Source organism: Vibrio sp. V15_P4S5T153 (genome assembly GCF_963874485.1).
GTDB lineage: Bacteria > Pseudomonadota > Gammaproteobacteria > Enterobacterales > Vibrionaceae > Vibrio > Vibrio anguillarum.
The window spans coordinates 338,946-365,015 of the sequence record NZ_CAWNHR010000018.1 but is presented as its reverse complement, the minus strand read 5'-3'; the positions used below and the strand labels follow the sequence as shown (position 1 = coordinate 365,015).

Here is a 26,070-nt window from a genome sequence, read left to right as displayed (position 1 = left end):
CGAGTTATTGGCTCGCGTTTTCTACTCCAGACGGTTTGGCTTCAACATTACCTGTTTTTACCCATACGTTACTCAATTTATACATGGCGCAGACACTGCATGTGAGCACTTCTCCTTTGCCATGGATCACAAGCACGATATCTTCTCGTTTTTCTTTCGAGTTATTGCGTAGCTGGATCGTCAGTTGATTACCATCCACGCTGTAAGCGCGAGACCAGTGCTGAGTTTCAGATTCAGCACGTACAACACCCTCTTCGAAAATCAATAAGTCATCATTGAACTGGTTGTCATAAGTCCCTTTGAACTCATAAGTTTCACGGTTTAACCAACGTTCAAGGTCATCTTGAAAACAGCCTTGCAAAGTGGCTGTAAGGACGAGAATACTGATTGATTTTGCCGTAGATCTTATCATGTTGCTGCAACCTCTATTGTTGTTCGCTCAAGTTTTAATAAGCTCGCTTTACGGTTTAAGCCCCCCGCATAGCCAGTGAGTTTACCACTTTTTCCGATCACTCTATGGCAAGGAACGATGATCGAAATTGGATTTCTACCATTGGCCAAGCCGACAGCCCTTACGGCTTTGGGGTTACCGATCGCCTCTGCAATCTGTTGGTAGTTCCAAGTTTCGCCATAAGGTATCTTGCATAATGCTTGCCACACAGATTGTTGGAACTCGGTGCCTTTTGCCGCTAAAGGTAAAGTAAATATAGTCCGTTTCCCGGAAAAGTACTCATCTAACTGTTTGATAGTATTGATGAGTATAGTGCAGTGTTCGGATTTTACCCCTAACTCTGTTGGCATGGTGGTTTCGGTTTCAAACCAAGCCCCCAATAAACCTTGCTCGCAGGCTTGCAATGTCATGATTCCTAAGGGGCTGTGATAGTGGGTGAAGCTATTCATATTAGTAATTCCAACAGTGAAAGGTGGCGTAACTTCCCCAAGGTGAAACCTTGTCTGCGTTCAGCTCAGGAAAATGGCTTAAGGCCTTCTTAACCACCAAATCAGTGTCTAGAAAGCAATCTGAATCGGACTGACCTCTTAACCTAGCGTAGTTTACGGTCCACGGCCCAATACCTTTTAGTGAAAGCCAAGCATCCACATCGGCTTCAGGGTGTTGGCACATGAATTGAGCAAAGCGTGTTAAGGTCTCTTTTCGGCTGTGTGGCATCTTTAAAAAGTGCAAATCAAGCTGTGCGATTTGTTCCGGGCTTGGAAAGTAACTGCTCGTATTTTGAGCTGGGTTTACCGCATCGACTAATCGATTGAGCTGGCCAATGGCTGCTTTTATCGAAACTTGTTGACCTAAAATAGCTCTGACTCCCGCCTCCCAACAATTCCAAACGCCGGGAATGCGGATTCCTGAACGAGTGACTAAACCCGGAGCGCAGTCTTCCAAATAGGCCTCGATGTGGCTGATGTCGGCTTCGAGGTCAAATAGGCGGCGTAGTTTTGCCACCAAGTAACGCAGTTTGGTGATGTCTTGCAACTCGAATTCAACCTCTAAATGGGTCGCAGAGGTTAAGCTGGCACGAAACCAGCCGGTCGTATTGTGTATGTTGAAGGTGCGTTGATAATGATTGTTACTGACCTGTTCAATGGCGTTTACTGCACGTAATCGATAGAAATCTAGCATATGTTGCCAATCGAAAGGGCCGCGAAAAGAGAGTGTTAATAGGTTTTTTGTCATCAATACTGTTTTAGATTGCCGCACTTGGCTGGGGGTCAGTTGCAACGTTTTGATAAACGCATCGTTAAAGCGGCGGGTACTGTTGAATCCACAAGCGAATCCTATATCGGTAATGGACAGAGCACTGGAATGCAACAACTGCTTAGCAAACATCAACTGATGGTACTGAGCATATTGTTTCGGTGACACTCCTAAATGAGTTTGAAACAGTTGTCGTAGATAGCGGTCACTGATCCCCAAACGTTCGGCAAATTGAGCCAGATTGCTCGATTGTAATTCACCTTGCTCAATAAGCTTGATTGCACGCAAAAAGGTGGTTTCAACCCCTTTCCATGCCCAAGAATGAGGTGCACTGTCTGGGCGGCAACGCAGGCATGGCCGATAACCCGCTTGTAGAGCCAGTGCGGAGTTGGCGAAGTATTCAACATTCTTTTCTTTTGGCAGGGTTGCCGGACATATTGGGCGACAAAAGATGTTGGTTGTTTTGACGGCAACGAAAAATCGTCCATCAAATCGCGGATCACGGCTAGTGCGAGCCTGTTGGCATTGTTCTTTATCGAGTTCCATCCATGGTGTCATTTGGTATAACGAGCCTTATGCAGTTTTTATAAGCTAAGTGTATGCATGAATTCTGTCGATACTAGCCATTTTCGGAACTGGATGGCTTTTCCTGAGGCTTCTCTTGAAAAAGGATATTCATAACGCTGTATTCAATACCCGCTACAGCGTTATGAATTTGTTGGGTCAGTCGAGAATGACCTCGCCCGCTTGTTGTAATGAGTAAGCACTACTAGGGTTGATGTTTTTGACTAACTTTTCCACTTGCATAATGGCTTCTATCGATGAGCTGTTTTTCCGGTAGCTGAGGAAGATGGGACGCTGCCAATCTTCCACATTGCCAATTCGATACAATTGGCCAGAGTGGATAAAAGGTTCAACAAGTGAGGTAGGAAGGTAAGCGCTTCCCCCTTTTTCTAAAATGAAATCAAGTGCGATACGAGCGGTCGAGGTGCGCAAATAGGGGGTTGGCGTCTTCGGATGTCGCTCAGCATGCTCGGAGGCGAAACGGCTTCCCCAATCGACGTACACGTATTTATTATCAAAGGCGGTTTCCAGTGTGTCAGGACGCGTCGAAACCAACACCAGTACTAAATCTGCGACTTTTTTGCAGTTTAGCTCTTCGGCTTTAATTGGGTCAAAGGCAAACGCCATATCTAAGGTACGCTCCAGCAGGCTGCGGTTGAGCTGCTCGCGCCCCATAACTTCCGCCATAAAGCCATAACCGCTAAAAGCATCAGTCACAACGCTTAAACAGTTTTGTAGATGAGCATCCCAAACGTTGGGCGTTCCCCCTAATGTCAGCTGTAAAGCTCGGCCATTTTCCAAAGAGAGCTCAAACTTGGCTTGTTGCAAGGTTGCCACCATCACTTCGGCATAGCCAACGAGTCGTTCTCCTGCCGATGTGAGCTTTATGTTGTTGCGATCACGCGTAAACAGTTGAGCATCAAAATAATTTTCTAATTGCTTGATGCGTGCACTGACGGCGGCTTGGGTCAAATAAAGGTTTTCAGCTGCTCGCCCAAAATGACGTACTTTGGCGAGTTCGAGAAAAGTGCGAAAAACTTTTACATCCATATTAAATCCTCTGAAATTACCCCGTCAGATTAACAAGGAAGTGCAATTATGACGATAAAAAATTTTTGTTTTTCTTTTCGGAGATTTACGCCTAATTTTCGCGTGATCTATCGCTACATGGTAGTAGCGCCATTCACATGAGGTTGATATGTCTGAGACTGAATTCCGTCACGGAAAAAAACGTTTTTACGACAATACAAAGTTTCCACGAGGCTTTGCTAAGTCTGGTGATTTTACTCTTGCAGAAGAAGAACTTCTCGCCATTTATGGTGGTACCATGCTTGGTCTTGAATCTGGTGAACTCACGCCAGAGAATGCCGAAGAAGCTCATTTTGTTAAGGCGATTGAAAACCCAGGTAAAGCGAAATCTAAGTTAGAGCGTGTCTGGTTAAAATACACTCAACTTGCTCGCGGTCGTAAGCGTTTCCATACGTTGAACGGTCGCAATAAACCTGAAAGTGGTGACGACTATAATGATGAAGAAGTTAGCTTAACGGAAGAAGATTAATCTGTATCTCTAATGCAGGATCTTAAGCCGTAATTTGGTCAGCTTTCTCATTTATCTCTTCAGCCTTATTGTCTCAATAGGGCTGACAAACTCGCTCGCATCGCCTTTCATATAAGAGATCTCTGTGCAAAAGAGTGTGACTCAATCAAGATGAGAAAAATGCTTTCGCTCAAAGCCCTAGTATTGATGACTCACTCGGGCTTTGCATTATCGCCACTCTGCTCATGTGGTCGCGCTTAGCCAATCCATGAGCTGAGTCAACACCGCTACTTAGCCAAAATGGCTACTTTTTGCAAAAAGCTGTCGCGTAGATGCTCTTGGTCATAATCGAGATGGTAGGTATTGTGGAAGCCAACTTTTAGCTCCACACCATTTCCTCGCATGTAAATGTTATAGCCGTCATAGTCTGAAAAAGCTTCGATACCTTCATAGATTTTCCCGAATTCAGTCGGTGTACCATGCGCCATTACTGTTTCATAAGCATGGAGAATTTTCGCGGGTTCAAGTTCGTTTTTCATGGCATTTGCTCCTTTCTTGCTTGTTACTCCAAGTATGGGTAATGAATGCACGCTTCGCCAGATAGTGGAGTGATAGCGACTCAAACTTTACTTAATTTTATAGATGAATTTTTATCTCATTTGGTTATAGCATGTGCCGTATTAGTTAAGCGTACCTGTAGAAATTGCTACAAATTTAAGCGCATTTCTGGTTGAGATTTGAAGAAAGAGCGAAAATTTGACCTAAAACAATGGCAGTTACCTAATACTTATTTTATAATGCGAATTAATGTTCTATTACACCATAATATTCCAATAACTAGGGGCCAATCATGAGACTTATCCCGTTAAAACAGGCTGCACAAGTCGGCAAGTGGGCAGCAGCACACATCGTAAAACGTATCAACGCATTCAACCCAACGGCAGACCGTCCTTTTGTATTGGGTTTACCTACTGGTGGTACACCATTGACGACTTATAATGCACTGATTGAAATGCATAAAGCAGGCGAGGTGAGCTTTAAGCATGTCGTGACATTTAATATGGATGAATACATTGGTATTCCTGAAAATCATCCGGAGTCATACCGCTCATTTATGTATAACAATTTCTTCAATCATGTTGATATTCAAGAAGAAAATATCAACTTACTGAATGGCAACGCACCAGATGTTGATGCAGAATGTAAGCGCTATGAAGACAAAATTAAATCATACGGCCGCATTAATCTATTTATGGGCGGTGTGGGTAATGATGGGCACATCGCGTTTAACGAGCCTGCTTCTTCACTTTCGTCGCGCACTCGCATTAAGACACTGACAGAAGATACGCGCATTGCAAACTCTCGATTCTTTGATGGTGATATCAACCAAGTTCCTAAATACGCGCTAACGATTGGTGTAGGCACACTGCTAGATTCAGAAGAGATCATGATTTTGGTGACAGGCCACAATAAGGCGCTGGCTTTGCAAGCGGCCGTGGAAGGAAGCGTCAACCATTTGTGGACAGTCTCCGCACTACAACTTCACGCGAAATCAGTGATTGTATGTGATGAACCATCGACTCAAGAACTAAAAGTGAAAACCGTAAAATACTTTGCGGAATTAGAAGCAAAAAATATCGAAGGTTTCTAAGTCTCTCCCTGCTGGGAAAGGACATTCATAAACAAAAGGCCTGCTAACATCAGCAGGCCTTTTTACACTTTGTAGCAAATGGGACTTTCTATCAAATGGGGAAGTGCGAACGAAATCGGTAGTTGAATTAACCTTCAGCAGCGATTTTCGCTTCTTTTAATTCAACTACTTGTTTCTCCGGGGCAGGGTAGGTTACTCCATTAAAGCGCCCACCTTGTTCAATGCTCAAGTCGTCGCTATAAATAGACCCTGTGACGCTCCCTTTGCTTAAAATTTCAATTTTAGTCGCGTGACATGTGCCTTGGAACTCGCCATTAATGATGATGTGGCCTGCGTACAGTTCACCATTAACCGTGCCTGTTTCACTAATGACGATGGTTTTATCAACGTGCAATTGACCTTCTACCGACCCGTCAATTTGAATGTCGCTTTCTAACCTGAGTTCCCCACTAATGGAACAGCCTTTTGCGATGAGAGTTGTAGCTGAGTGCTGACTCTTAGCTCGACTTTGTTTACTAAAGATTCCCATCGGATACCTCTTACCTTACTAAATATCGTTTCAAAATCATTCACGCCCCAATCAACAAAAGGTCTTGGATCTAATGAACGGCCGACAAATCGAATTTCATAGTGCAAATGTGGGCCAGAAGATAACCCACTGTTTCCAGAATAAGCAATTAAGTCGCCCTTCTGTACAAAATCGCCCCCTTTCACGGCAAATTTTTGCAAATGAGAATAGGAGCTGGTAAATCCATAAGAGTGCTGTAAGCGTAAAAAATTGCCTGACCCTTTATCACTGGCGCGAGTGACTTCGGCAACGCCATCGGCTGGTGCATAAATTGGCGTGCCTATGTTAACCGCAAAATCTTGCCCGCGGTGAATTTTGACGTTGCCAGTGACAGGATGAATACGCTCACCGTATCCTGACGAAATTCTCGCATTATGCACAGGTGCACCGCTGGGTATTTGGGTCAGCATCACCATTCTAACTGAAGAAGTGATAGCAGCGGTGTCTAAACGTGATTCTAATTCCGCTCCGCTTTCATCCATCCCCAATACTTTTTCAAGATCGCCGAGCCTGTCTGAAACAACCTGCATCTTTTCTTCTCGTTCGAGCAGGTCATTCTCTAAGCTGCTTTTTAGCTCCTTTAAAGAGGTGACTTCTTCGGTCAGTGACATCGACTGGCTCTCTAACTCTTGTTGCTTAAGTTTAGCAAAATCAACTTCATCAAGAAGGTAATAGATAACGCCGCCAGTGGCGAGAATGCTGGCAACCAGCACATAGCCAAAACCTTTTAAAAAATGTCGGAACCATTTACCGAGATGAAAGTGCTTCGTCCCATGGATGGATGAAACGGAAACAACCACTCTTTCTTTCATGAATTCGTTCACAGCGTCTATGGTTAACAGTACAGCCGATTCTAACAGGGAATGCTCAGGGTCAAAACATTTTGCGTTGTAAGGCTATACTCGTCCCACCTCTTATTGTTCGGTTTGTGAATTGGAGCGTATCCTTGGCCTGCTTTTAGAAGAAGATCCGATGTTGTTAGTAAAAAAAGCCATATTAATGTATGAGCTCATATTAATATGGTTTTGTGTATATAAGTTACAAAATAGACAATATGGAAGTGGTGGCTTTATTTTGATTAGTGAAATAAAGATGTAATTGTGATGCTCATCACTTTTGGTTCTTTAATTTTTAATAATTAAAGTGAAAGTGTGATTTTAATCTCTTTTTTATTAAAAGTTAAAATTCAAAAAGTATGATGTTGATCGTTTAAATCTTGTTGACAAGTTGTATTTTTGTTTTTTGTTGTAAATTTACATGTCAATTTAATGACCATGATCACGAAGAAATGATTTGTAAGCTAGGATTTATGAGGGGCTGATCACGAAAAACCCGTCGTCAGTTCCAGAATGAAATTGTGTGGTAAATTGATTGTGTACTAAGCAATCAACGGTTTTTCGCAGAACCGTTACAACAACAATATTCATCAGAACATCGAACGGGGAATCCACATGATATCACCAGATGCAAAGATCAAGATACAAAATTTTGGTCGCTTCTTATCTAACATGGTTATGCCAAACATTGGCGCGTTTATCGCGTGGGGCTTTATAACCGCACTATTTATCCCAACAGGTTGGCTACCGAATGAAACGTTAGCATCTATGGTTGGGCCGATGATTACTTACTTATTACCACTGCTGATTGGTTACACGGGTGGTAAATTGGTTGGTGGAGAACGTGGCGCTGTTGTCGGTGCCATCACCACAATGGGTGTGATTGTCGGAACAGATATCCCCATGTTCATGGGAGCCATGATGGTTGGCCCTATGGGTGGTTGGGCGATCAAAACCTTTGACCAACGTGTTGAAGGTAAAGTAAAAAGCGGTTTTGAGATGTTGGTAAACAACTTCTCGGCAGGCATTATTGGTATGCTTGGCGCAATCTTGGCGTTTTACCTTATTGGGCCATTTGTCAAAGTGCTCTCTGGTGGTTTAGCGGCAGGCGTAAACTTCCTAGTTTCAGCACACCTTTTACCACTCACCTCTATTTTTGTTGAACCCGCGAAGATCTTGTTCCTTAACAACGCGATTAACCACGGTATTTTCTCACCGTTAGGTATTCAACAAGCCAGTGAAATGGGGCAGTCAATCTTCTTCTTAATTGAAGCAAACCCTGGCCCTGGTCTCGGTATTTTGTTGGCTTACATGGTGTTTGGTAAAGGTACAGCACGTCAAACAGCTGGTGGCGCTTCCATCATTCACTTCTTCGGCGGCATCCATGAGATTTATTTCCCATACATACTGATGAATCCACGTCTGATTCTTGCAGCGATTGCTGGTGGTATGACAGGGGTGTTCATTTTGACTCTCTTCAATGCAGGTATTGTTTCTCCAGCGTCTCCTGGCTCTATCTTTGCAGTACTACTGATGACACAGAAAGGATCGATTGTTGGCGTATTATGCTCAATATTTGGTGCGGCAGGTGTGTCCTTTACCGTTGCGTCATTATTGATGAAAGCACAGAGCAGCACCGAGGAAGAAGGTGATGAAGCGGCGTTAGAAAAAGCCACATCACAAATGAAAGAGATGAAATCGAGCGCAAAGGGCAATGTGACGGCGGCTTCTCAAAAAAGCAATATTGATTTAGCCAACGTGAAAAGCATTATTGTTGCTTGCGATGCGGGTATGGGTTCAAGCGCAATGGGCGCAAGCATGCTGCGTAAAAAAATCAAAGATGCGGGCTTAGCGATTCACGTCACTAACCTTGCCATCAATAGTTTGCCGGAGAACGCAGAAATCGTGATTACTCATAAAGACCTGACTGGCCGCGCACGCACACATGCACCCAGTGCACAGCATATTTCACTGAGCAACTTTTTAGACAGTGAAATGTACAACCAGCTTGTGACTAAGCTTTTGGCAGCTCAACGCCCTAAGGCGGCGAATGATAGCGATGTGGTTAAAGTATCCATCCTCGCTGCGAATGACGACAGCTTTGAAATTCAAAAACCGTCCGTTTTTCAAATCCAAAAAGAAAACATTCACTTAGGTTTGAATGCCGCTAATAAAGAAGAAGCCATTCGTTTCGCTGGCAATAAGTTAGTTGAGCTTGGCTATGCGGAGCCTGAGTATGTTGATGCCATGTTTGAACGTGAGAAAATGGTATCCACTTATCTTGGAGAATCGATTGCCGTTCCTCATGGCACCGTCGCCGCCAAAGACCGTGTGATTAAAACGGGTATTGTGATTTGCCAATATCCTGCTGGTGTGCAGTTTACGGACGACCAAGATGGCGTCGCGAAACTGGTTATCGGTATTGCCGCCAAAAATGATGAACATATTCAAGTTATTACCACCATTACCAACGCACTCGATGAGCCTGATGCTATCGAGAAGCTCACCTCAACCAGAGACGTGAGCGATATCTTGGCCATCCTATCGGGTAACCAAGCAGCGTAACGCTTTTGCTCCTGAGGCAAAACGAGGTCGGCTGTTCCCCTATACTGCTGACCTCACCTCAATTGAAGTATTAAGCGCTCTTTTCTCTTTTAGATAAGTTTTTGGTAGGTAAGATTATGAAAAATGCAGTACATTTTGGCGCGGGTAACATTGGTCGTGGTTTTATTGGTAAATTATTGGCCGATGCAGACATTGAAGTGACTTTTGCCGATGTCAATGAACCTTTGGTCGATCAATTGAGTCATCGTCAAGAATACAAAGTAAAGGTAGTGGGTTCTGAGTGCAAAATTGATACTGTCACTCATGTCACTGCGGTGAATTCAGCCAGTAATGATGTGATTGATCGCATTGTAAAAACGGATTTAGTTACTACAGCTGTCGGCCCTGCAGTGCTTGATATCATTGCGAAAACGATCGCCAAAGGCATCACCAAAAGATTTGAAGCGGGCAATGAACAGCCACTCAATGTGATCGCTTGTGAAAACATGGTGCGCGGTACAACACACCTGAAAGGCGAAGTGTATAAATATCTAGACCCATCGCTGCATGCTAAAACCGATGAGTTAATTGGTTTTGTCGATTCCGCGGTGGATCGCATTGTGCCACCTGTCGAAGCCGCGAACGATGACCCGTTGGCCGTGACGGTTGAAAGTTTCAGCGAATGGATTGTTGATGAACAGCAATTTAAAGGTGAGATCCCCAACATTGAAGGGATGGAAAAAACCAATAATCTGATGGCTTTTGTTGAGCGTAAACTTTTCACCTTAAATACTGGGCACTGCATTACCGCCTATTTGGGTTGTTTGAGTGGTCATAAGACGATTCGTGAAGCAATTGAAGATCCTGCAATTCGTCAGCAAGTGAAGCAAGCCATGCATGAAAGCGGTGAAGTACTCATTCGTCGTTACGGTTTTGACCCTGAATTGCACGCCGCTTATATCGAAAAAATATTGAGCCGCTTTGCCAACCCATATTTGGTGGATGAAGTGGATCGCGTTGGTCGTCAGCCAATACGAAAATTAGGCCCCAATGATAGATTAATCAAGCCATTACTCGGTACAATCGAGTACGGTGTTGAAAACAAAATGCTATTGAAAGGGATTGCGGCGGCCCTTAAGTATACCAACGACAGCGATCCTCAAGCGGTCGAGCTTCAAACATCATTGAACCAATATGGCGTATGTAAAACACTGGCCCATTACACAGGGTTAGATGAGCAGAGCGAGCAGGTTAAGCAAATTGAAGCGATCTACAAACAGCTTTAATCACATAAATACTTTGGAGGGCGCTAATGCCCTCCCTTTATAACAACAATTAGTACAGCGTATGGCAGATAGAATTAACGAAAGCGATATAATTGAACGACTGAATAGTGCCCATTCGGTGCGCGGATTCTTTATTACGACGGTTGAAGTGTTCAGTGAGGCGATTGATGCATTAATGCAACGCATTTTTCGCAAAGATAACTTCGCTGTCCAATCAGTAGTTGGCCCTCTATTGCAAGATTCTGGACCACTCGGCAACTTGTCTGTCAGGCTAAAACTGCTGTTTGGTCTTGGGGTATTACCTGATGATGTTTACCACGATATTGAAGATATCATCAAACTGCGTAATCAACTCAACAGTGATGGTGCTGAATACGAGTTCACCGACCCGAAAATTTTGGTGCCGATAAAAAAGCTCCATTTGGTGGCCAAAATGGGCATGGTGCAGTTGGAAGTATTGGAACCGGATGGCGACATTGAACTGGATTTTTACCAGCTTCAACTTCAGCGTCAGCAACAAATCATCAAATCCGGGCTCTCATTGGCGATTGTCGAAATTTGCAATGAACTGAACAAAGAGAGCCCATTTTAGCCTCATCCCAGACAGGCAAGGATTGCCTTTTCACTGGGTTCTACACCTCCCTTTTTTATCTTCTTGTGTTAGCCTAACCTTCATCTAACGAAAAGAGATTTGATGATGAAAATTGGCATTATTGGTCTAGGTGATATCGCGCAAAAGGCGTATCTTCCGGTCATCACACAGCGCCCAGATTTAGAATTGGTATTTTGTACTCGTAATCCAGCTCTTGTTACGCAGCTAGCGCAGCGTTACCGCATTTCAGAGAATTGCACGGATTATCGAGAGCTACTTGGCTATAACGTTGATGCGGTTATGATCCATGCGGCGACCTCGGCTCACCCTCAAATCGCCCAATTTTTCCTTGAACACGGAATTCCAACCTTTGTTGATAAGCCGCTAGCCGACAGCGCAAGCGCCTGTGAAATGTTGTATGAGCTTGCAGAAAAGCATCGTCAACCCTTGTATGTGGGGTTTAATCGCCGACATATTCCGCTCTATAACCAACACCTAAATGCAGTGCAAACTAGTAATAGAAACGACTTACGTTCGCTTCGTTGGGAAAAGCACCGCTATGATCTGCCCGGTGATGTGCGCACCTTTATCTTTGATGATTTTATCCATCCGCTAGACAGCGTAAACGTGAATGCTAAAGCCACATTGGATTATGCTTATATTACCTACCAGCAGCATCAAGGTCAGTTATCCCGCTTGGATGTTCAATGGCAACACGGCGAAAGTTTGCTGCATGCCTCAATGAATCGCCAGTTCGGCATAACCGCTGAGCGAGTCAGCGCGAGCTTTGTGAATGAAGGTTTTGAGTTTGATTCGTTTACACAAGGAAAACGTTGGCATCAAGGGCAAGAGCAAGCCCTTAGTTTAAAAGATTGGACGCCAATGCTTGCCAGTAAAGGCTTTAGCGCCATGATTGACGATTGGATTGGCGTGATAAATAGTGGAAAGCTGGCTTCAGAAGTGGTGGCACGCAACTTGGCCTCGCACCAGCTGGCAGAGGCGCTGTGTCATTATATTGCGAAGCAAATTCGTTAAAACAAAGCGTGATTGAGTAGTAAATGGACACCAATACTTGCGGCGTAGCCTGTTGCAATAATCGGTGTCCATTTTAGATGGCCTACAAAGGTGTATTTGCCGTGTGCAGCGCCCATCAGAGCCACTCCAGCGGCTGAGCCAATCGAGAGTAAACTGCCGCCGACGCCCGCTGTTAATGTGACGAGCAGCCAGTTTCCGGTGGACATATCGGGTTCCATCGTCAGTACTGCAAACATGACGGGAATGTTATCGACAATTGCCGAAAGAAAACCAATCATCACGTTTGCCCATATGGGGTTCCATTGGCTATACATCACTTCCGAGATCAAGCCTAAATAACCCAGTAAGCTTAGCCCTCCTACGCACATGACCACCCCGTAGAAAAACAGTAGCGTATCCCATTCGGCGTGTGAAACTCGCTTAAAGACATCGAATGGCACCACCGAGCCAATACGTTTTAGGGCGGCCTCGTCATTATTTGCAATCGCAATTACGGTTTTTTTGGCCAGCGAAGTAGGTAAGGTTTTCCTGAGGAAATAGCCAAAAAATTGTAAGTAAGCGAGCCCCATCATCATACCTATAACGGGTGGAAAGCGCACCACAGCATGGAATGCTACGGCGGTAGCAATGGTTAACATGAAAAGTACGACAATACGGCGGGCTCCACGTTTAAGCTCGACATGTTCATGTAGGGTGGTTGGCTTTTCCTTGGGCAGGAAAAATGACATCAGCAATGCAGGAACAAGGTAGTTGATCACAGAAGGGAGAAACAGAGAAAGGAACTGTGAAAATGGCACATGGCCCGCTTGCCAAACCATTAAGGTGGTGATGTCTCCAAAAGGGCTAAAAGCGCCTCCGGCGTTAGCCGCTACGACGATATTAATACAAGCAATGTTGATAAAACGTGGGTTGTTTCCTGCCACTTTTAGTACGACAGCGCACATCAACAGCGCGGTGGTTAGGTTATCGGCAATTGGCGAGATGAAAAATGCAAGTAGCCCCGTGATCCAAAAAAGAGCACGAAAATCAAAACCTTTTCCCACCATCCACGCTTGTAATGCATCAAATAATCGCCGCTCTTCCATTGCACTGATGTAGGTCATCGCGACTAACAGAAACAGCAATAATTCGGCGTATTCCAGCAAGTTATGCTCTAGCGCGTTTTTGGCAATCTCGGTTAATTCATACTGCTGATAAACATAACCAATCATGGCCCAAATTAAACCAGCTGCAAGTAACACAGGTTTAGACTTTCGTAGCTTAAGGTACTCCTCCATCATGACCAAAGTGTATGCCAGAGTAAAAATGACTAAAGAGGCATAACCAATCGTTGAGTGTGTTAGATCTAACGAATCGATATCGTTAGAGGAAGCGAGAGCGACTGAAGGAAAGAGTAAAGTGCAGAACAAAAGAAGCCATGTGCGTCGAGGTATCATTGTGTTCACTCCTAGAAAGTTAGGCTGATAAAATTCTAGATCTATTGAAGATAGTTCGGTGTGAGATAGCTCTGATCTACTTGATTTTTAATCTTATTCTTGACCTGTAAAGCGAATAAAGAAAAACCCTGTAGCAATAGCGACAGGGTTTGATTTTGATGAGTGGAAGTGAAGAAAGTTAGGCTTGAGCTTTTGCTAAATGGACTTCTTCTTCTTTCACGCCAGCTTGTGGATCATTAAAGCGAGCTTCATCTAACGCGCCTTCTGTTTTCGCCACAATAAGAGTCACACAGCTATCACCAGTAATATTGACTGCGGTGCGGATCATATCTAATAAGCGGTCAACACCCATAATCAAAGCAATACCTTCTAGTGGCAAGCCGACTTGGTTTAGCACCATCGCTAGCATGACAAGACCAACACCCGGAACGCCTGCTGTACCAACAGAGGCTAGTGTTGCCGTGAGGATGACCATCACGTAGTCACCCATGGTTAGGTCGATATTGAACGCTTGGGCAATAAATGCTGTCGCAACGCCTTGCATGATCGCTGTGCCATCCATGTTAACGGTCGCACCTAGCGGAATGGTGAAAGAAGCTATCTTGTTATCAACCCCTAAGCGGTTTTTAGCCGTTTCCATGGTGACGGGTATAGTCGCATTGGAAGAGGCTGTAGAGAAAGCGAACATAATGGCATCTTCCATTTTACGGAAGAAGGTGATTGGACTTAAACCAGTAAAGCCTTTCAACATCAAACTATAGGTGACAAAACCGTGTAGCAGCAGGGTAACCGTCAGTACTACGAAGTATTCTGCGAGGTTCAAAATGGCACTTAAACCAAGGCTGGTGAACAGTTTTGCCATCAGGAAAAATACGCCGTATGGAGCAAGGTTCATCAACAAGGCGACTAGTTTCATAATAACTTCGTTCAAGTCATTAAAAACGCCCGCAATACGCTCGCCCGGTTTACCCGCGGCACTGATGGCTATGCCAAATAGTACTGCAAAGACGATGACCTGCAGTGTTTTACCTTCTGCCATCGCGCTGATTGGGTTGGTCGGGAACATATCAATAAACACTTGGCCCAAAGAAGGGGCTTGCGCAGATTGGAATGAGCTTGCTGCGGTTAAATCGGCTCCGGACCCCGGTTGAAACACAGTGCCCATTGTCAGTGCCAGTGTGATGGCAATCGCAGTGGTTGCGATGTAAAAGGCTAGGGTTTTACCGCCCATGCGGCCAAGTGTGGTGAGATCTTTCAGTGAGCTCGTACCACAAACGAGAGAAACAAACACGAGGGGTACAACTAACATTTTTAAGCTGGCGATAAAGATTTTTCCGCCAACATCGAATAAGCCGTTAACGATATACGCGTCAACAAATCCGTTTTCAGCAAATAGGGCTCGAATGGCAAAGCCAGTCAAAATACCCGCTACCATACCTAAAATAACACGGCCGGTAAGCGACATCGGTTTTTTGGTATTCATTGTGAACACTCCTTTATTTTATGCACTTCGACATCATTTCAAAGCGTGCCGCAGGTTAGCAGGGCTGAGTGCAAATCAAAAAGTAAAATAATGTTAACGGTTAATTGCTGTGATCTTTATCACTTAAAATCGCCCATCCTTTACGTTTTAATAACCTATTTTTGGTTTTAAATTTTTATTTTTTATCATTTGGCAACACATGAGTCTTTTGTGTTAACAAATATCACTATTCTCATCTAATGGTAATTCGCTAGTTTTCATTCAATTTTAAGCTCGTTTGGTTGCATATTTACCCATTAAGGTTGCTTTATATGAATAGGGTCTCAACGGCACTTTTATGTAGCATAAAAAGAAGGGCATGCAACACAAGTAGAGAAAGGAAGGAAAGTGATACTAAGTTGAATGTTATCGACTGAAAATCTTAACGTTTGAAGGAGGCTTGGCCTCCTTCAATGAAACGGTATGCTGGCCTTAGGCATAGATTATGCGAGCTTTTTATTTAACCAGTTATCAAGTGCCAATTTGCCAGCACCAGAGAAAACCAACGATACACTGGCTGCAAGCAGCGCAAGGCCAAACTCATAACCGTTATTAGCCATGAATAAGCCGTTACCTAAGTGTACAGAAGCGATTGCGACGATCATCGTAATAGAAAGAAGCAAGGCGGCAGGGCGAGTTAGTAAGCCAAGTAAAATGAATAGGCCCCCAAAGAATTCACCACTACCCGCTAAAAATGCCATCAGCACACCTGGGTTTAAGCCAATTGAAGCCATCCATTGACCTGTGCCTTCTAATCCATATCCTCCAAACCAGCCAAAGAGTTTCTGCGCACCGTGCGCCATAAAAATGATGCCAATTGGGAAACGAAGCGCAAGCGCAGAAAATCCAGAAGTTGATGTGGTTAGTTGTTTCAATAGTGCTTTCATTAAAGTGTCCTCAGATTCATTAAAAGGTAGTAGGTGCTCAGCGGCTTCCTAGCTGTTGGAGCCAGTGTAGAGTGATTCGTAACCTGAGATAACTCACTCCGTTTGATGATTAAGTTCGAAAAAATTGAACAAGATTTATCTAGTACTTTTCTTAGCGTGGGGAATGTTGTGACCTTCTATCTATGATGAATCATGCCGATTGATCGTTTGATATCCTCTTCTTATTTGAAGCTGCAGCGGTGTTGGTACGTTCGCTCACTTCATCAAATCGTTTATCTATGCTCATGGGGGAAACTTACTTTCCAACCTACCTGCAACTTCAAGTTGTGTAGTTATACACAATATTATCATTTATACGGACACTAATAGAATTCGGATTGACCTGTATTTCATAGTAGTGTCTTTTTAAAGGAGCAGATAATGAATTAAAAAACGAAGAAGGTTACTAAAATAAACGGGCTACCTTTGGGTCGTTAGCTATATCTTTCTTTACAATGTCATCCATCATCTGTTTTCTCTTTCCCATGGTTTATAAAAAGTGCAAATATTAAAATAATGGAATAAGTGTCAAGAAATAATAAGATTTATGTCCGAATAGATAAATATCTTATTGTTTGGTCATTAGGGTAAATAGTGAATTACGTTTTGATAAAATACCAAATTAGTTGGTTTACAGTTCCAGCAAAGTGCTCAGCCATAGATTAAAGAGCTTCGAGAATGAAGGCTTTTTCCTTCCCATTGAAAGCTGTAGCGATGTTGACTACATTTTTAGCTATTGCTATGTGGTGCTCACTTACCACATCGACCTGCAACTTCAAGTTGTTTAGTCATAGACAGCCTAAACTGTATTTTTGCGCTTTTAAGTGCCTTTTTCATAAGACTCGTCGTTATCAAGAGTACCACCTTCTTTAATTTTCTCTGTTTATTGCCATCAAACAATAATAACTAATTTATTAATTACGGATTATTGTTTTTCTTTTGGCTTGATATTTTATTTAGCGCATTGCATTCATTTTTTTGAAAATTAGATCATCATTCAAATCTATAAAGTTTGATTATATTTAACATTAACTTTATTGACTTAAGATCACGTTATTTAATTGTATTCATACATCTTATGTATCTATATATATGCCACATCTAATTGTCGGAGATATAAAGTTTGAAAGTTAAGGTAATGACCATTTTGTTATTAGCAATATTCGGTCTCATTGTTGGTAAATATTACATTAGCCATAGTTCATTAACATTAGTGCCTGCCCAAAAAGCACCGAATAATAACGAGGATACAGATTTTAAAGCCGCAACAGTTGCTGATGAGCGTCAGCTGATGAAGCCACCACGAGAAGATGCATCGAACGCTGGAGATGCTCGTTCTGCTCTGAATTCAGAGCCTATCACTGAAGAACGCATGCTTGCGGCGCAAACCGTTGATGAAGTATGGCACGACATCAACCCAAGCCCAGCGTTGCAAGCCATTAGGCCGAAAAGTGATGCAGTGACGGAAATCAAAGCGATCGAAATCGAAAATATTGAACAATTCCGAGTTCTGGCAACGGGCGATGCTGTCACGGTCACTATGCCTGATAACCAGCCAGTCAATATCCAAGTAACTTCATCAGAAATTCAGAATGAAGGCGTCCGGACTTGGTCTGGGCAGTTTGAACTCGACGGGGAAGTTTACCCGGCCACATTCACTTTCGGCAAAACGGCAATACTTGGTTTTATTGGTCATCCCAGTGGTCAAGTGAAGCTTGAAGGCAACGGCAGTGAAGCATGGGTTTACCGAGTACCACCGAATCATGGCTATGACGAAACCTCGACCAGCCATTGATACCTAAAACGCACGGCTTTGTGTGTTAATAAAATAAATAATGTAGGAGTTTTCTATGAAAATAGCGTCATTGGCATTAGCCGTGGTGTTAGCAACACATGCGTTACCGAGTAGTGCAACCACTGAAATTGATATTCTAGGTGTTTATACACCCGGCACGGCTGAGTGGTTTCAGCAAGATCACGTGGCTCAAATCCAGCACCGATTTAACGTGGGAAATGAAATTCTGCGTCAAAGTGGTCTGGACATCAAAGTCAACTTAATTGGCACGAAAGAAGTAAAATACGATACGCAAAGAGGGCTGAAAAAATCGCAAGAGCAGGCGCTTGATGCGATTACTCCCGGCAATAAACAAGATCCGGCGTTTGCCGATATTGAGCAATATCGTAAGCAGGTTGGCGCGGATATGGTGGCGCTGTTTCGTAATCTAGATATTAAAAATTCTCCTGATTATGAAGATAAAGGCAATGGTACTTACATGCTAAGCTGTGGTCTAGCATGGATAATCCCTGCCGCGTATTGGAACAATAGTGCGCGTTATGCGCAATCTAGAATGTACAGTCATAGCTATTTGAATGAGTGTGGCGATGATACGTTTATTCACGAATTAGGCCACAATTTGGGCTTGAACCATGCTCATGAACAGTACAATGGCGAACCCCATCTTTCAAATGGTACAGAGCAAGATGCGTATGGTTATGGGGTTCAAGGCCAATTTGCGACGACCATGGCCTATGGTTTCTTATTTGGTATTCATAGCCGTTCTTACACATTCTCTAACCCAAGCAAAGTGTGTAAAGGTCAAGCATGTGGTGTCACTGACTACGCGAACTCGGTGCGAGCGATTGGCCTGAGCGCACCACACATTGCGGCGATTTATGCACGTCCAGATGGGAGTAATGACGGAGGAACGTCACCCACTGAACCGACTTCGCCCCAACAAGCCATCTATGATTTACAAGGGCCTTTTGCCATTCCCGATCATGCACAAGGAGAGTTAGCACTTCCGATTAATGTGACTTATCAAGGAAATGCGGAAACGGCCACTGTTCAACTTGATATTGAACACCCATTTGTGGGTGATGTTTCAGTCAAGTTGTATGCACCTGATGGTGGCTATTGGAACTTAAAATCGTATAACCAGTATGATCGCAACACGGCTTATCGTGTTCGCTTTACACTCAGCGGAATGCAACAAATGAACGTGCAAGGCCAGTGGCGTTTAGTCGTGGCGGATCACTATCAAGGTTTAACGGGTGTATTAAATTCGGCACGCTTATCCTTTGAATAAAGGTTTGCTGTGATGTTGACCCTGCACCTATGTGCAGGGTTTTTAATTACTGGCCAAATTGGGTGGCTTTGAATTGATTCAGCAATCGATGGATCACATAGGTTGTAAGTAATGTGGCGACAATAGCAAACAAAATACTGCCGACTCGGTACAGGGCACTGAAAATTAAATCATTGCCCGGCGTCAAATATTGACCAAACAAGATCCCCAAGGTAGTCAATGAGCCAAAGCCGACCCCTGAACCGCTGGATTCTTTTACATGCCAGTAGCTAAAGAGCATCGCACCTATCCACAGCAGCGGAGTAACAAATAAAAGCTGACCTGACCAATCGTAGAGCAGCAGTTGGACCGCAATACCGAAAGTGACACCAAGCAGAGTACCCATCGCGCGTTTGCGTGCGTAGCCTAGCGCTCCGTTCCAATGCATCGGGAAAAGTAGCAACAAAGTTGTGGCTTGCGCGGACATTGAATCTTGCAGATCGAATATTTGAAACACAACGAAAGAGAGTGTGGCAATGGTTGCGCCCATGAGCGCTTCATGGCGCATACGATGTGACTCTTTGGCCACGCTTGCATGAGCGGGAGGTTGCCTTTTCTGTGCGTCGGGAATACAGAATGTCACCAGATAAGCGACCATTACCGAAAGCAAATTCGCGATAAAGTTGCTAGTAATCAGATCGTTAAGATCAGTTGTGGGGTAGCTTGCAAAGTGCAGCATGATGCTCAAGCTCAATACGCTGTTCGCTCCAAATAAGAATAAGCTGCCTTTCGACATACAAGCAAATTTGCAGAGAAACAGTACAAAAGCCATCATCGTCATCAGTGCCGGATGAGCGCCAAACAGCCCCCCGAGAATGGCTACTTCTAAGCCACAAACGACGGCGGAAGCGAGCAGTTGCTTTGCGGCGTGCGCATTCATGACGGGCACCATGCCCAGTAACAGCATCGGTGTTACGGTAAAAAATACCCCGTAGTTCCAACCCAGTAGTTTACAAAAGGTAAAACCAAGCGTCGCACCTGTTGCTATTCTGACGCATTGGCGAAAGTCATTTTCAGATAATGGATGATCCCAAAGTCGCATTTTTTACTCCGCTTAATAGACGTAGTGCAGAGTGCTCAGAAACTGAATTTGCATTTTTGCCAGCCAAGCAAACGGGCCACTTTCTGGTAGCAACTGTACCGTCGCACGAGCACCGGAAGGCAATGTTGACATCGTTTCATCGAGCGAAAGGTGCACACGCATGCGTTGTGCATCACGCACCCAGCGATTAGATTCTGTTGGAGTGGCTAAACGCCCATTCGCATCAAACTGACCAGTGCTTACCCCAGCATCCAGGCTACGAATACGCGCGGTAAAGACTTCGCCGGGTTTGCTATCAAAAGCAACTAGGGCGCGGCTATTGTCTGGGAAATGGCGTAAGCTTTTTTCTCTAAAATCAGCAATCACGTCTACATCCGTCGCTACCAACGCAACTAACGGCATACCTGCTGCGGCGTAGGTGCCCGTTTCAAGCTGTAAGTTGGTAATGACACCATCTTGCTCTGCTAGCGTTTGTGTGTAGGCAAGGTTTAGCTTGGCCTGCGCCAATTGGTTCAAAGCGGCGCGAATGCTGACATTACTCTCGTCACTATTACCTCGACTGACGTGCAATTCTTGCAGGTGAGCTTGCGCTGCAACCAAATTGGCTTTCGCGGCGGTAGCGCCACTTTGTGCATCGTCTTTAAGTTGCTGAGAAGTCCCATTGCGTGCAAACAGAGTGTTTAATCGGTTAGCTTCGCGCAACTTTTGATCGGCAACGATACGGCTTGCCGTGACATTAGCTTCTGCGGCTGCAATCGATGCATCCAATTGAGCGTTACCTTGTACCGCACGTTCATAATTGAGTTGGGCCTGCTCTACCGCCAGTTGATAGGGTTGTGGGTCGATGGTGAAAAGTGCTTCACCCTTGTGTACGGTTTGATTATTAGTGACAAAAACATCACTGATTTGACCATTAACTCGGGGAGATATTTTGGTCACAGTCCGCGTTGCCATGGCTTGCGGTGTTAAAGGCATAGCCAAATCGGCCACCAAAAAATAGGCAAAGAGCGCCACAAAAGCAACGATGGAATATTTGATCCAAAGTGCAAATTTTTGATCAGGTGTCATAAGTAATTATTGTTCCTTTGAAGGTGTTGCTATCGGTTTGCTGAGCGTATCTAGAGCGTTGTGTGAGATTTGTTCGAGCGTAAGAGTCAGTTGGTGCAATTGTTGATCGTCAATATTACCCAGTAAGTTTTGGCGAACTTGCAAAATACGGGTTTCCATCTGCTTGATAAGAGCACGCCCGTTACTCGTCAAACTGACGATTCGAGCGCGCTTATCGTTGTGACAGCAGTGACGTTCGATCAGCGATTGTTCTTCGAGCTGCTTTAAAGTTCGCATTAAAGAAGCCAGTTCTATTTCTAACGCTTCGGCTAAGGTTTTTTGACTGACGTTGTCACCGAGACGCTGTAATTTCCACAATGCGGTCCAACGAGGATGGGTAAGGCCCAAGGGTGAGAGTTCTCGGTCCGCCACCATTTTCCATAAGCGTGAGAGACGAGCAAACTGCTCAGCGAGTGATAATTCTTTCAGGGTGTGTGTGTTTTCAATCATAACGAGTCACATATTACTTAGCGTGCTAAGTAATATAGTTTAGTTAGCGCGCTAAGTAAATAGCTAATGACGAAGGCTGACATTTTCATACAAACTCAGGACAGCACCTCTCAATGAAACACTGTACATTATTTTCAATGAGCGACTCCCCAATGTTTGAGGCTGTCCTAGCTGCTGAAATTCTGGTCCATACTATGATAATTGAAAATAAACTCGACTACCTGTTTAGCCTGTCTGAACTCTCCGAAACGATTTACCCCAATACCAAAGGCTGGTCTAAAATCAGGAAGAATATCCGTTTTTGTTTATGGGGTGTGACCAATGCCTATGCTCTAAAGAGTATGCTGAGGCTGTTTTCGTGCTCCGAGTTAGCGGAGGTATTGAAGCAATGCCCACAGTTTTTGGAAAAACCATTAAAACCTTATCTCTGCGTCAATTGGTCTGCCAAAGAGCGTACATGGCACATTAATCAACATTTTATCTACTTAGTTGAACAGTTTGGCTTTAATGCTGCGAAGTTTTTCTCAGAATCAGGCTTCTCTATTTTTGATTTTTACGACAAAAATGGGGCGAGTTATTCATTAAGCCTGTGCAGTGGAGAGATAAGAGAAGGCTCGTTGGGGCTGCAACTGACGGATGAAAAAGGGCAGAAAATTTACTCGATCAGTTTCAATGTTTCTGATCAAGGGCGCAGTATTTACATTGGTTCACTACAAGGTCCAAGCAGTGGTGTGACCGATCGTAATCAAATCATTAAAGATTTGACGCGCACGACTCACGGCTTAAGAACTAAAGCACTGATGGTTGAAATGATCATGACGCTAGCGCGTATTTTAGGGGTTGAGAACCTGTATGCGATTTCTAACCGCGGCCATATGTATCAAGCGTTGCGTTATATTGGATCAAAGCGCAAATCAGTAAGCTTTGATTACGATGAACTGTGGACAGAGTACGAAGCAGAGAAAATGAGCAAATATTTGTACCGTTTGCCAACCACGCCAAACCGTAAAGGTGTTGAGACGCTAAATCGCAATAAACGCCGTCTATATACTAAACGTTATGAGTGGTTAGCCGAGGTGGAAACAGCCATGTCGGGCCGTATTGAACAGTTGAAACTTATGCCCAAGCATTTCGTGGTTTGATGGATCCACAAAATTAGAGGCTGATGTTATGGTTCAAAACGTCACTGTAGGCAACGCTTCAAACTCAGGTTTCGCAAAATAGTAGCCTTGCATGAGTTCAATGCCGAGTCGTTTTAGCCATAACATTTCTTGTTGAGTTTCAATACCTTCAGCGAGTGGACAAATCCCTAGTTCAATGAGCATTGCAACAGTATGACGGACGATTGCTTGCTTCGTGATGTCTTGATCGATATTACGCAGCAGTGACATATCTAATTTTACTATTTTAGTTTGGAAGTTAACCAATAGCCCAAGCCCGGCGTAGCCTGCACCGAAATCATCAATCGCGGTAGTAAATCCTAGGTTGGAGTAATAAGCGACGATCCGTTTTATGTGCGCTGTGTCTACGATTTTTTCCACCTCAGTAAATTCAAACATGATCCGTTCTGTCGGGAAACCGAACTGCTTTGCTGCCTCTAATGTGGTGCGGATACAGCGCTCTGGTTGGTAAACGGCATTAGGTAAAAAATTAATGCTCAAAATACCTGACAGTTTTAGTTTAGCCGCGAGTTTAATCGCTTTGATTCGACAAAGTTGGTCAAAGCGGTATCGGTTGTCATCACTGACTTGTTCAATGATGGAGTAAGCCGATTCATTATTCAGACCTCGTACGAGTGCTTCGTAGCCAAAGATGGTGTTATCTGCAACGTTAACTATGGGTTGGAAAGCCATGGTGAAGTCAAAAGGCAAGCTTTGTTTTTCTGAGCATTGCTGGCAAATACGTTGGTCCATATGGACTTGCTGTTGTTGCATAATCACTCACTGATATTTAATCGAATAGCATGATTATAGTTACTTGCAGCGTGCTCACCAAATTGCATAAATCAAAACGTGACCAGTAAGCCGACGAACTACAGCTCTTCAATATGGTGTAAATAGTATTGAGCTTGATCTAAGATTGCTTGTTGAGTGGCGTTTTCAGTGTTATCCCAATTTTTATAAATCATGCCTATCCTTGGATTTTTGGCTAACCGTTCACGATGAGTGAGCATGAACTGCCAATATAAACTATTGAATGGACATGAATTTAGACCACTACGGCTCTTTACTTGGTAGTGACAATCTTTGCAGTAATCACTCATTTTATTGATGTAAGAGCCGCTTGCGGCATAAGGCTTGGTGGCAACAATTCCTCCATCAGCAAACAGAGCCATACCTCGGGTATTGGGCATTTCTACCCATTGCAATGCATCAATATAAATACCTAAGTACCAGTCATCCACCTCATCCGGCTCGCAACCTGATAGGAGTGCAAAATTACCCGTGATCATCAAACGTTGGATATGATGTGCGTAGGAAAATTCCAGTGATTGAGTTACGGCTTGTTTAACACAATGCATACGAGTATCCCCTGTCCAATAATAGTGAGGAAGAGGTCGTTGAGCGTCAAGGGCGTTGTGCTTGGCGTATTGGGGCATGTTCGCCCAATAAATGCCTCGAATGTACTCACGCCAGCCCAAAATTTGCCTAATGAATCCTTCGATTTGTGCTAAATCCATCGTATTGTCATTCTCAAATCGCATGAGTGCACTTTGAATGACTTCTGCAGGCGATAGTAGTTTGCAGTTGAGTGCAAAAGAGAGCCGGCTATGGTAGAGGCTCCAACGATGTGGGCTCTTTGCCGTCATTGCATCTTGAAAGCGACCAAACAGCGGCAAGCCGTACTGACAAAAGTGGGCCAATAATGACAGCGCTTGTGAGCGGTTAATCGGCCATAACAATGAAGGAGTATACAGGCCGAAAACGTGAATATTATGGTGCTGTAAACGGTTATAAATTGCACTGACATCGTTTTGAAAGCTAAGTGGTTTGGGTAGGTTTTCTATGTCTTGCGCGCTGAGCTTATTGCGATTTTGGTGATCAAAATTCCAACGCCCACCCAAAGGCGTTTGATGATCATCTTGCAGAAGAATACCGAATCGCTTACGCATTTTGCGATAAAACGGCTCCATAATAGTGGTTTTGTTGGTGTTAAAATGCTGAGTGATCTCGTCAAAAGGCAATAAAAAGTGTTCAGTATCAAAACAAGTCACTTGTGTATGAGAGAGGTTTAGCTCCTGCAACTGTTGCCAAACTCGGTATTCATCAGGTCGCTGATAGTGAAAATATTCTGCGTTGATCTGATGACACAGATCACTAATCAATGGTGGTAGCTGCAAATAATCGGCAGTTTCATCAAGGGTCAAGTAGAGAACCTGGTGTCCCTCACTTTGCAATAATTCGGCAAAAGCTTCCATCGCGGCAAAAAAGGCGCAGATTTTTTGAATGTGATGTTTTACATAGCCTGTTTCTTGTTTAAGTTCAGCTATCACGTACAGTACGGAATCATCCGTTTTGTTAAACCAAGAGTGCTTGATGTTGAGCTGATCGCCTAGGATCAAGCGTAAGGTTTTGTACGTTCGCATGCTGTATACCGTTGAGATTGGTTATCGAACATCTTCTACGTTCCAATCAAAAAATCGATCATTGTTGCCGAATAACAAGCGCTGTCTTTCTGTTGCGCTTTGAGAGCCAATTAAGAACAAACAGAGCGATAACGTGAATGTGAGTAGGCTAACATCAATTGAGCGGCTTTATTGCCGAAGGATGAATGATCATTTCTTCTAAACCGCCGCCGTTATGTACTTGAGTGAACCCTTGCTCGAGTAAATAGGCCATGGCTTGGCCCGATCGATTGCCGCTGCGGCAGTAAACCACAATCGGTTGTTGTTTATCGATGTGAGAAAAAGCACTGCTAACAGTATCAAGTGGGTAGTTTAGCGCACCTTCAATATGGCCAGCTGCAAATTCTGCTGCGGTTCGAACATCGACTAAAAGCGCGCCATTTTCAATCCATTGCCATGCTATCGTTGAGCGCTCTGATGCCAATGCATCTGAGGTATTGGAGATCAGGCCTACACACAATAACGCTTTGGTCATCAGTGACTTTAACATGTTAGTTTCCTTCTTTTGGCTTAAAA

Annotated in this window: 25 protein-coding genes; 9 read left to right on the top strand and 16 right to left on the bottom strand. The window is 44.0% G+C overall.

Going from position 1 to position 26,070, the window contains the following annotated elements; genetic code table 11:
* Positions 1-4: 4 nt before the first annotated feature.
* The 4 genes from AACT42_RS17115 to AACT42_RS17100 all read right to left on the bottom strand — a co-directional run bounded on the left by AACT42_RS17115 (position 5) and on the right by AACT42_RS17100 (position 3,322).
* A complete protein-coding gene (locus AACT42_RS17115; protein ID WP_013868244.1) occupies positions 5-412 on the bottom strand; it encodes a hypothetical protein in 408 nt (135 codons plus the stop codon).
* A complete protein-coding gene (locus tag AACT42_RS17110) occupies positions 409-900 on the bottom strand; it encodes a methylated-DNA--[protein]-cysteine S-methyltransferase (RefSeq protein WP_094134237.1) in 492 nt (163 codons plus the stop codon). The genes AACT42_RS17115 and AACT42_RS17110 overlap by 4 nt, the downstream gene beginning before the upstream one ends.
* Before the next feature lies 1 nt (position 901).
* Positions 902-2,266 carry an AlkA N-terminal domain-containing protein gene (locus AACT42_RS17105; protein ID WP_443084838.1) on the bottom strand — a complete coding sequence of 455 codons (1,365 nt, stop codon included), beginning with the start codon at positions 2,264-2,266 and terminating at the stop codon, positions 902-904.
* 165 nt (positions 2,267-2,431) lie between these two features.
* Entirely contained in the window at positions 2,432-3,322 is an 891-nt protein-coding gene (locus AACT42_RS17100; protein WP_094134235.1) for a LysR family transcriptional regulator, read from the bottom strand.
* Positions 3,323-3,470: 148 nt separating this feature from the next.
* On the opposite strand from AACT42_RS17100, the gene AACT42_RS17095 reads away from it, so the two are divergent.
* Positions 3,471-3,830 (top strand): DUF413 domain-containing protein, encoded by a 360-nt coding sequence (locus AACT42_RS17095; RefSeq protein WP_013868249.1) that lies wholly within the window; start codon positions 3,471-3,473, stop codon positions 3,828-3,830.
* 266 nt (positions 3,831-4,096) lie between these two features.
* Here AACT42_RS17095 and AACT42_RS17090 read toward each other — a convergent pair whose 3' ends face one another.
* Positions 4,097-4,348 carry a DUF3081 domain-containing protein gene (locus tag AACT42_RS17090; protein ID WP_094134234.1) on the bottom strand — a complete coding sequence of 84 codons (252 nt, stop codon included), beginning with the start codon at positions 4,346-4,348 and terminating at the stop codon, positions 4,097-4,099.
* 311 nt (positions 4,349-4,659) lie between these two features.
* Between AACT42_RS17090 and nagB the strand changes: the two genes are divergently transcribed.
* Positions 4,660-5,460: a glucosamine-6-phosphate deaminase gene (gene nagB, locus AACT42_RS17085; RefSeq protein ID WP_013868251.1), complete on the top strand. Its 801-nt coding sequence runs from the start codon at positions 4,660-4,662 to the stop codon at positions 5,458-5,460.
* Positions 5,461-5,587: 127 nt separating this feature from the next.
* Here nagB and AACT42_RS17080 read toward each other — a convergent pair whose 3' ends face one another.
* Together AACT42_RS17080 and AACT42_RS17075 are read right to left on the bottom strand one after the other, a co-directional pair.
* Positions 5,588-5,884: a bactofilin family protein gene (locus AACT42_RS17080; protein ID WP_305951630.1), complete on the bottom strand. Its 297-nt coding sequence runs from the start codon at positions 5,882-5,884 to the stop codon at positions 5,588-5,590.
* Positions 5,885-5,892: 8 nt separating this feature from the next.
* Positions 5,893-6,840: a M23 family metallopeptidase gene (locus AACT42_RS17075; RefSeq protein WP_094128595.1), complete on the bottom strand. Its 948-nt coding sequence runs from the start codon at positions 6,838-6,840 to the stop codon at positions 5,893-5,895.
* A 639-nt stretch (positions 6,841-7,479) separates the two neighbouring features.
* Here AACT42_RS17075 and AACT42_RS17070 point away from each other — a divergent pair.
* The 4 genes from AACT42_RS17070 to AACT42_RS17055 all read left to right on the top strand — a co-directional run bounded on the left by AACT42_RS17070 (position 7,480) and on the right by AACT42_RS17055 (position 12,321).
* Complete coding sequence (locus tag AACT42_RS17070) at positions 7,480-9,429, top strand: PTS mannitol transporter subunit IICBA (protein WP_094133869.1); 1,950 nt, start codon at positions 7,480-7,482, stop codon at positions 9,427-9,429.
* A gap of 116 nt (positions 9,430-9,545) precedes the next feature.
* Positions 9,546-10,694: a mannitol-1-phosphate 5-dehydrogenase gene (locus AACT42_RS17065; RefSeq protein ID WP_094133868.1), complete on the top strand. Its 1,149-nt coding sequence runs from the start codon at positions 9,546-9,548 to the stop codon at positions 10,692-10,694.
* A gap of 61 nt (positions 10,695-10,755) precedes the next feature.
* The gene (locus AACT42_RS17060; protein WP_094133867.1) at positions 10,756-11,286 is read left to right on the top strand and encodes an MltR family transcriptional regulator; all 531 of its coding nucleotides are present in this window, start codon (positions 10,756-10,758) and stop codon (positions 11,284-11,286) included.
* A 105-nt stretch (positions 11,287-11,391) separates the two neighbouring features.
* Entirely contained in the window at positions 11,392-12,321 is a 930-nt protein-coding gene (locus AACT42_RS17055) for a Gfo/Idh/MocA family protein (RefSeq protein ID WP_176429034.1), read from the top strand.
* On the opposite strand, the gene nhaD is transcribed toward AACT42_RS17055, so the two are convergent.
* From nhaD to AACT42_RS17040, 3 genes are all read right to left on the bottom strand, one after another.
* Positions 12,318-13,766 (bottom strand): sodium:proton antiporter NhaD, encoded by a 1,449-nt coding sequence (gene nhaD / locus AACT42_RS17050; protein WP_088733080.1) that lies wholly within the window; start codon positions 13,764-13,766, stop codon positions 12,318-12,320. The genes AACT42_RS17055 and nhaD overlap by 4 nt on opposite strands.
* A gap of 169 nt (positions 13,767-13,935) precedes the next feature.
* Positions 13,936-15,240, bottom strand: a complete 1,305-nt coding sequence (locus tag AACT42_RS17045; protein ID WP_029189696.1) for a dicarboxylate/amino acid:cation symporter — start codon at positions 15,238-15,240, stop codon at positions 13,936-13,938.
* A gap of 482 nt (positions 15,241-15,722) precedes the next feature.
* The gene (locus AACT42_RS17040; RefSeq protein WP_013868258.1) at positions 15,723-16,166 is read right to left on the bottom strand and encodes a DoxX family protein; all 444 of its coding nucleotides are present in this window, start codon (positions 16,164-16,166) and stop codon (positions 15,723-15,725) included.
* Between the two features lie 1,177 nt (positions 16,167-17,343).
* Between AACT42_RS17040 and AACT42_RS17035 the strand changes: the two genes are divergently transcribed.
* The gene (locus AACT42_RS17035) at positions 17,344-18,000 is read left to right on the top strand and encodes a hypothetical protein (RefSeq protein ID WP_094132416.1); all 657 of its coding nucleotides are present in this window, start codon (positions 17,344-17,346) and stop codon (positions 17,998-18,000) included.
* 55 nt (positions 18,001-18,055) lie between these two features.
* Positions 18,056-19,291 (top strand): zinc-dependent metalloprotease family protein, encoded by a 1,236-nt coding sequence (locus AACT42_RS17030; protein ID WP_017049322.1) that lies wholly within the window; start codon positions 18,056-18,058, stop codon positions 19,289-19,291.
* Positions 19,292-19,337: 46 nt separating this feature from the next.
* Here the strand turns inward: AACT42_RS17030 and AACT42_RS17025 are convergent, their stop codons facing one another.
* Genes AACT42_RS17025 through slyA form a run of 3 tightly spaced genes read right to left on the bottom strand, consistent with a single transcriptional unit; the run spans position 19,338 to position 21,929 of the window.
* Positions 19,338-20,372 carry a DUF2955 domain-containing protein gene (locus AACT42_RS17025; protein WP_017049321.1) on the bottom strand — a complete coding sequence of 345 codons (1,035 nt, stop codon included), beginning with the start codon at positions 20,370-20,372 and terminating at the stop codon, positions 19,338-19,340.
* A gap of 12 nt (positions 20,373-20,384) precedes the next feature.
* On the bottom strand, positions 20,385-21,440 hold the full coding sequence (locus tag AACT42_RS17020) for an HlyD family secretion protein (RefSeq protein WP_019283055.1): 1,056 nt from the start codon (positions 21,438-21,440) through the stop codon (positions 20,385-20,387).
* Between the two features lie 6 nt (positions 21,441-21,446).
* Positions 21,447-21,929: a transcriptional regulator SlyA gene (gene slyA, locus AACT42_RS17015; RefSeq protein WP_019283056.1), complete on the bottom strand. Its 483-nt coding sequence runs from the start codon at positions 21,927-21,929 to the stop codon at positions 21,447-21,449.
* Between the two features lie 113 nt (positions 21,930-22,042).
* Here slyA and AACT42_RS17010 point away from each other — a divergent pair, with 113 nt between their 5' ends.
* Positions 22,043-23,071, top strand: a complete 1,029-nt coding sequence (locus tag AACT42_RS17010; protein ID WP_017046842.1) for a VirK/YbjX family protein — start codon at positions 22,043-22,045, stop codon at positions 23,069-23,071.
* A 33-nt stretch (positions 23,072-23,104) separates the two neighbouring features.
* Here the strand turns inward: AACT42_RS17010 and AACT42_RS17005 are convergent, their stop codons facing one another.
* The 3 genes from AACT42_RS17005 to AACT42_RS16995 form a co-directional block, all read right to left on the bottom strand.
* Entirely contained in the window at positions 23,105-23,863 is a 759-nt protein-coding gene (locus tag AACT42_RS17005) for an EAL domain-containing protein (RefSeq protein ID WP_026027758.1), read from the bottom strand.
* Between the two features lie 98 nt (positions 23,864-23,961).
* Complete coding sequence (locus AACT42_RS17000) at positions 23,962-25,515, bottom strand: cryptochrome/photolyase family protein (RefSeq protein WP_094132414.1); 1,554 nt, start codon at positions 25,513-25,515, stop codon at positions 23,962-23,964.
* A gap of 154 nt (positions 25,516-25,669) precedes the next feature.
* Positions 25,670-26,044: a rhodanese-like domain-containing protein gene (locus tag AACT42_RS16995; protein WP_017049317.1), complete on the bottom strand. Its 375-nt coding sequence runs from the start codon at positions 26,042-26,044 to the stop codon at positions 25,670-25,672.
* Between the last annotated feature and the right edge of the window lie 26 nt (positions 26,045-26,070).

Coding starts and splice junctions, on each gene's coding strand:
- AACT42_RS17115 (WP_013868244.1), bottom strand. CDS start 412: ATGATAAGATCTACGGCAAAATCAATCAGTATTCTCGTCCTTACAGCC.
- AACT42_RS17110 (WP_094134237.1), bottom strand. CDS start 900: ATGAATAGCTTCACCCACTATCACAGCCCCTTAGGAATCATGACATTG.
- AACT42_RS17105 (WP_443084838.1), bottom strand. CDS start 2,266: ATGACACCATGGATGGAACTCGATAAAGAACAATGCCAACAGGCTCGC.
- AACT42_RS17100 (WP_094134235.1), bottom strand. CDS start 3,322: ATGGATGTAAAAGTTTTTCGCACTTTTCTCGAACTCGCCAAAGTACGT.
- AACT42_RS17095 (WP_013868249.1), top strand. CDS start 3,471: ATGTCTGAGACTGAATTCCGTCACGGAAAAAAACGTTTTTACGACAAT.
- AACT42_RS17090 (WP_094134234.1), bottom strand. CDS start 4,348: ATGAAAAACGAACTTGAACCCGCGAAAATTCTCCATGCTTATGAAACA.
- nagB (WP_013868251.1), top strand. CDS start 4,660: ATGAGACTTATCCCGTTAAAACAGGCTGCACAAGTCGGCAAGTGGGCA.
- AACT42_RS17075 (WP_094128595.1), bottom strand. CDS start 6,840: ATGAAAGAAAGAGTGGTTGTTTCCGTTTCATCCATCCATGGGACGAAG.
- AACT42_RS17070 (WP_094133869.1), top strand. CDS start 7,480: ATGATATCACCAGATGCAAAGATCAAGATACAAAATTTTGGTCGCTTC.
- AACT42_RS17065 (WP_094133868.1), top strand. CDS start 9,546: ATGAAAAATGCAGTACATTTTGGCGCGGGTAACATTGGTCGTGGTTTT.
- AACT42_RS17060 (WP_094133867.1), top strand. CDS start 10,756: ATGGCAGATAGAATTAACGAAAGCGATATAATTGAACGACTGAATAGT.
- AACT42_RS17055 (WP_176429034.1), top strand. CDS start 11,392: ATGAAAATTGGCATTATTGGTCTAGGTGATATCGCGCAAAAGGCGTAT.
- AACT42_RS17045 (WP_029189696.1), bottom strand. CDS start 15,240: ATGAATACCAAAAAACCGATGTCGCTTACCGGCCGTGTTATTTTAGGT.
- AACT42_RS17040 (WP_013868258.1), bottom strand. CDS start 16,166: ATGAAAGCACTATTGAAACAACTAACCACATCAACTTCTGGATTTTCT.
- AACT42_RS17035 (WP_094132416.1), top strand. CDS start 17,344: ATGACCATTTTGTTATTAGCAATATTCGGTCTCATTGTTGGTAAATAT.
- AACT42_RS17030 (WP_017049322.1), top strand. CDS start 18,056: ATGAAAATAGCGTCATTGGCATTAGCCGTGGTGTTAGCAACACATGCG.
- AACT42_RS17025 (WP_017049321.1), bottom strand. CDS start 20,372: ATGCGACTTTGGGATCATCCATTATCTGAAAATGACTTTCGCCAATGC.
- AACT42_RS17020 (WP_019283055.1), bottom strand. CDS start 21,440: ATGACACCTGATCAAAAATTTGCACTTTGGATCAAATATTCCATCGTT.
- slyA (WP_019283056.1), bottom strand. CDS start 21,929: ATGATTGAAAACACACACACCCTGAAAGAATTATCACTCGCTGAGCAG.
- AACT42_RS17010 (WP_017046842.1), top strand. CDS start 22,043: ATGAAACACTGTACATTATTTTCAATGAGCGACTCCCCAATGTTTGAG.
- AACT42_RS17005 (WP_026027758.1), bottom strand. CDS start 23,863: ATGCAACAACAGCAAGTCCATATGGACCAACGTATTTGCCAGCAATGC.
- AACT42_RS17000 (WP_094132414.1), bottom strand. CDS start 25,515: ATGCGAACGTACAAAACCTTACGCTTGATCCTAGGCGATCAGCTCAAC.
- AACT42_RS16995 (WP_017049317.1), bottom strand. CDS start 26,044: ATGTTAAAGTCACTGATGACCAAAGCGTTATTGTGTGTAGGCCTGATC.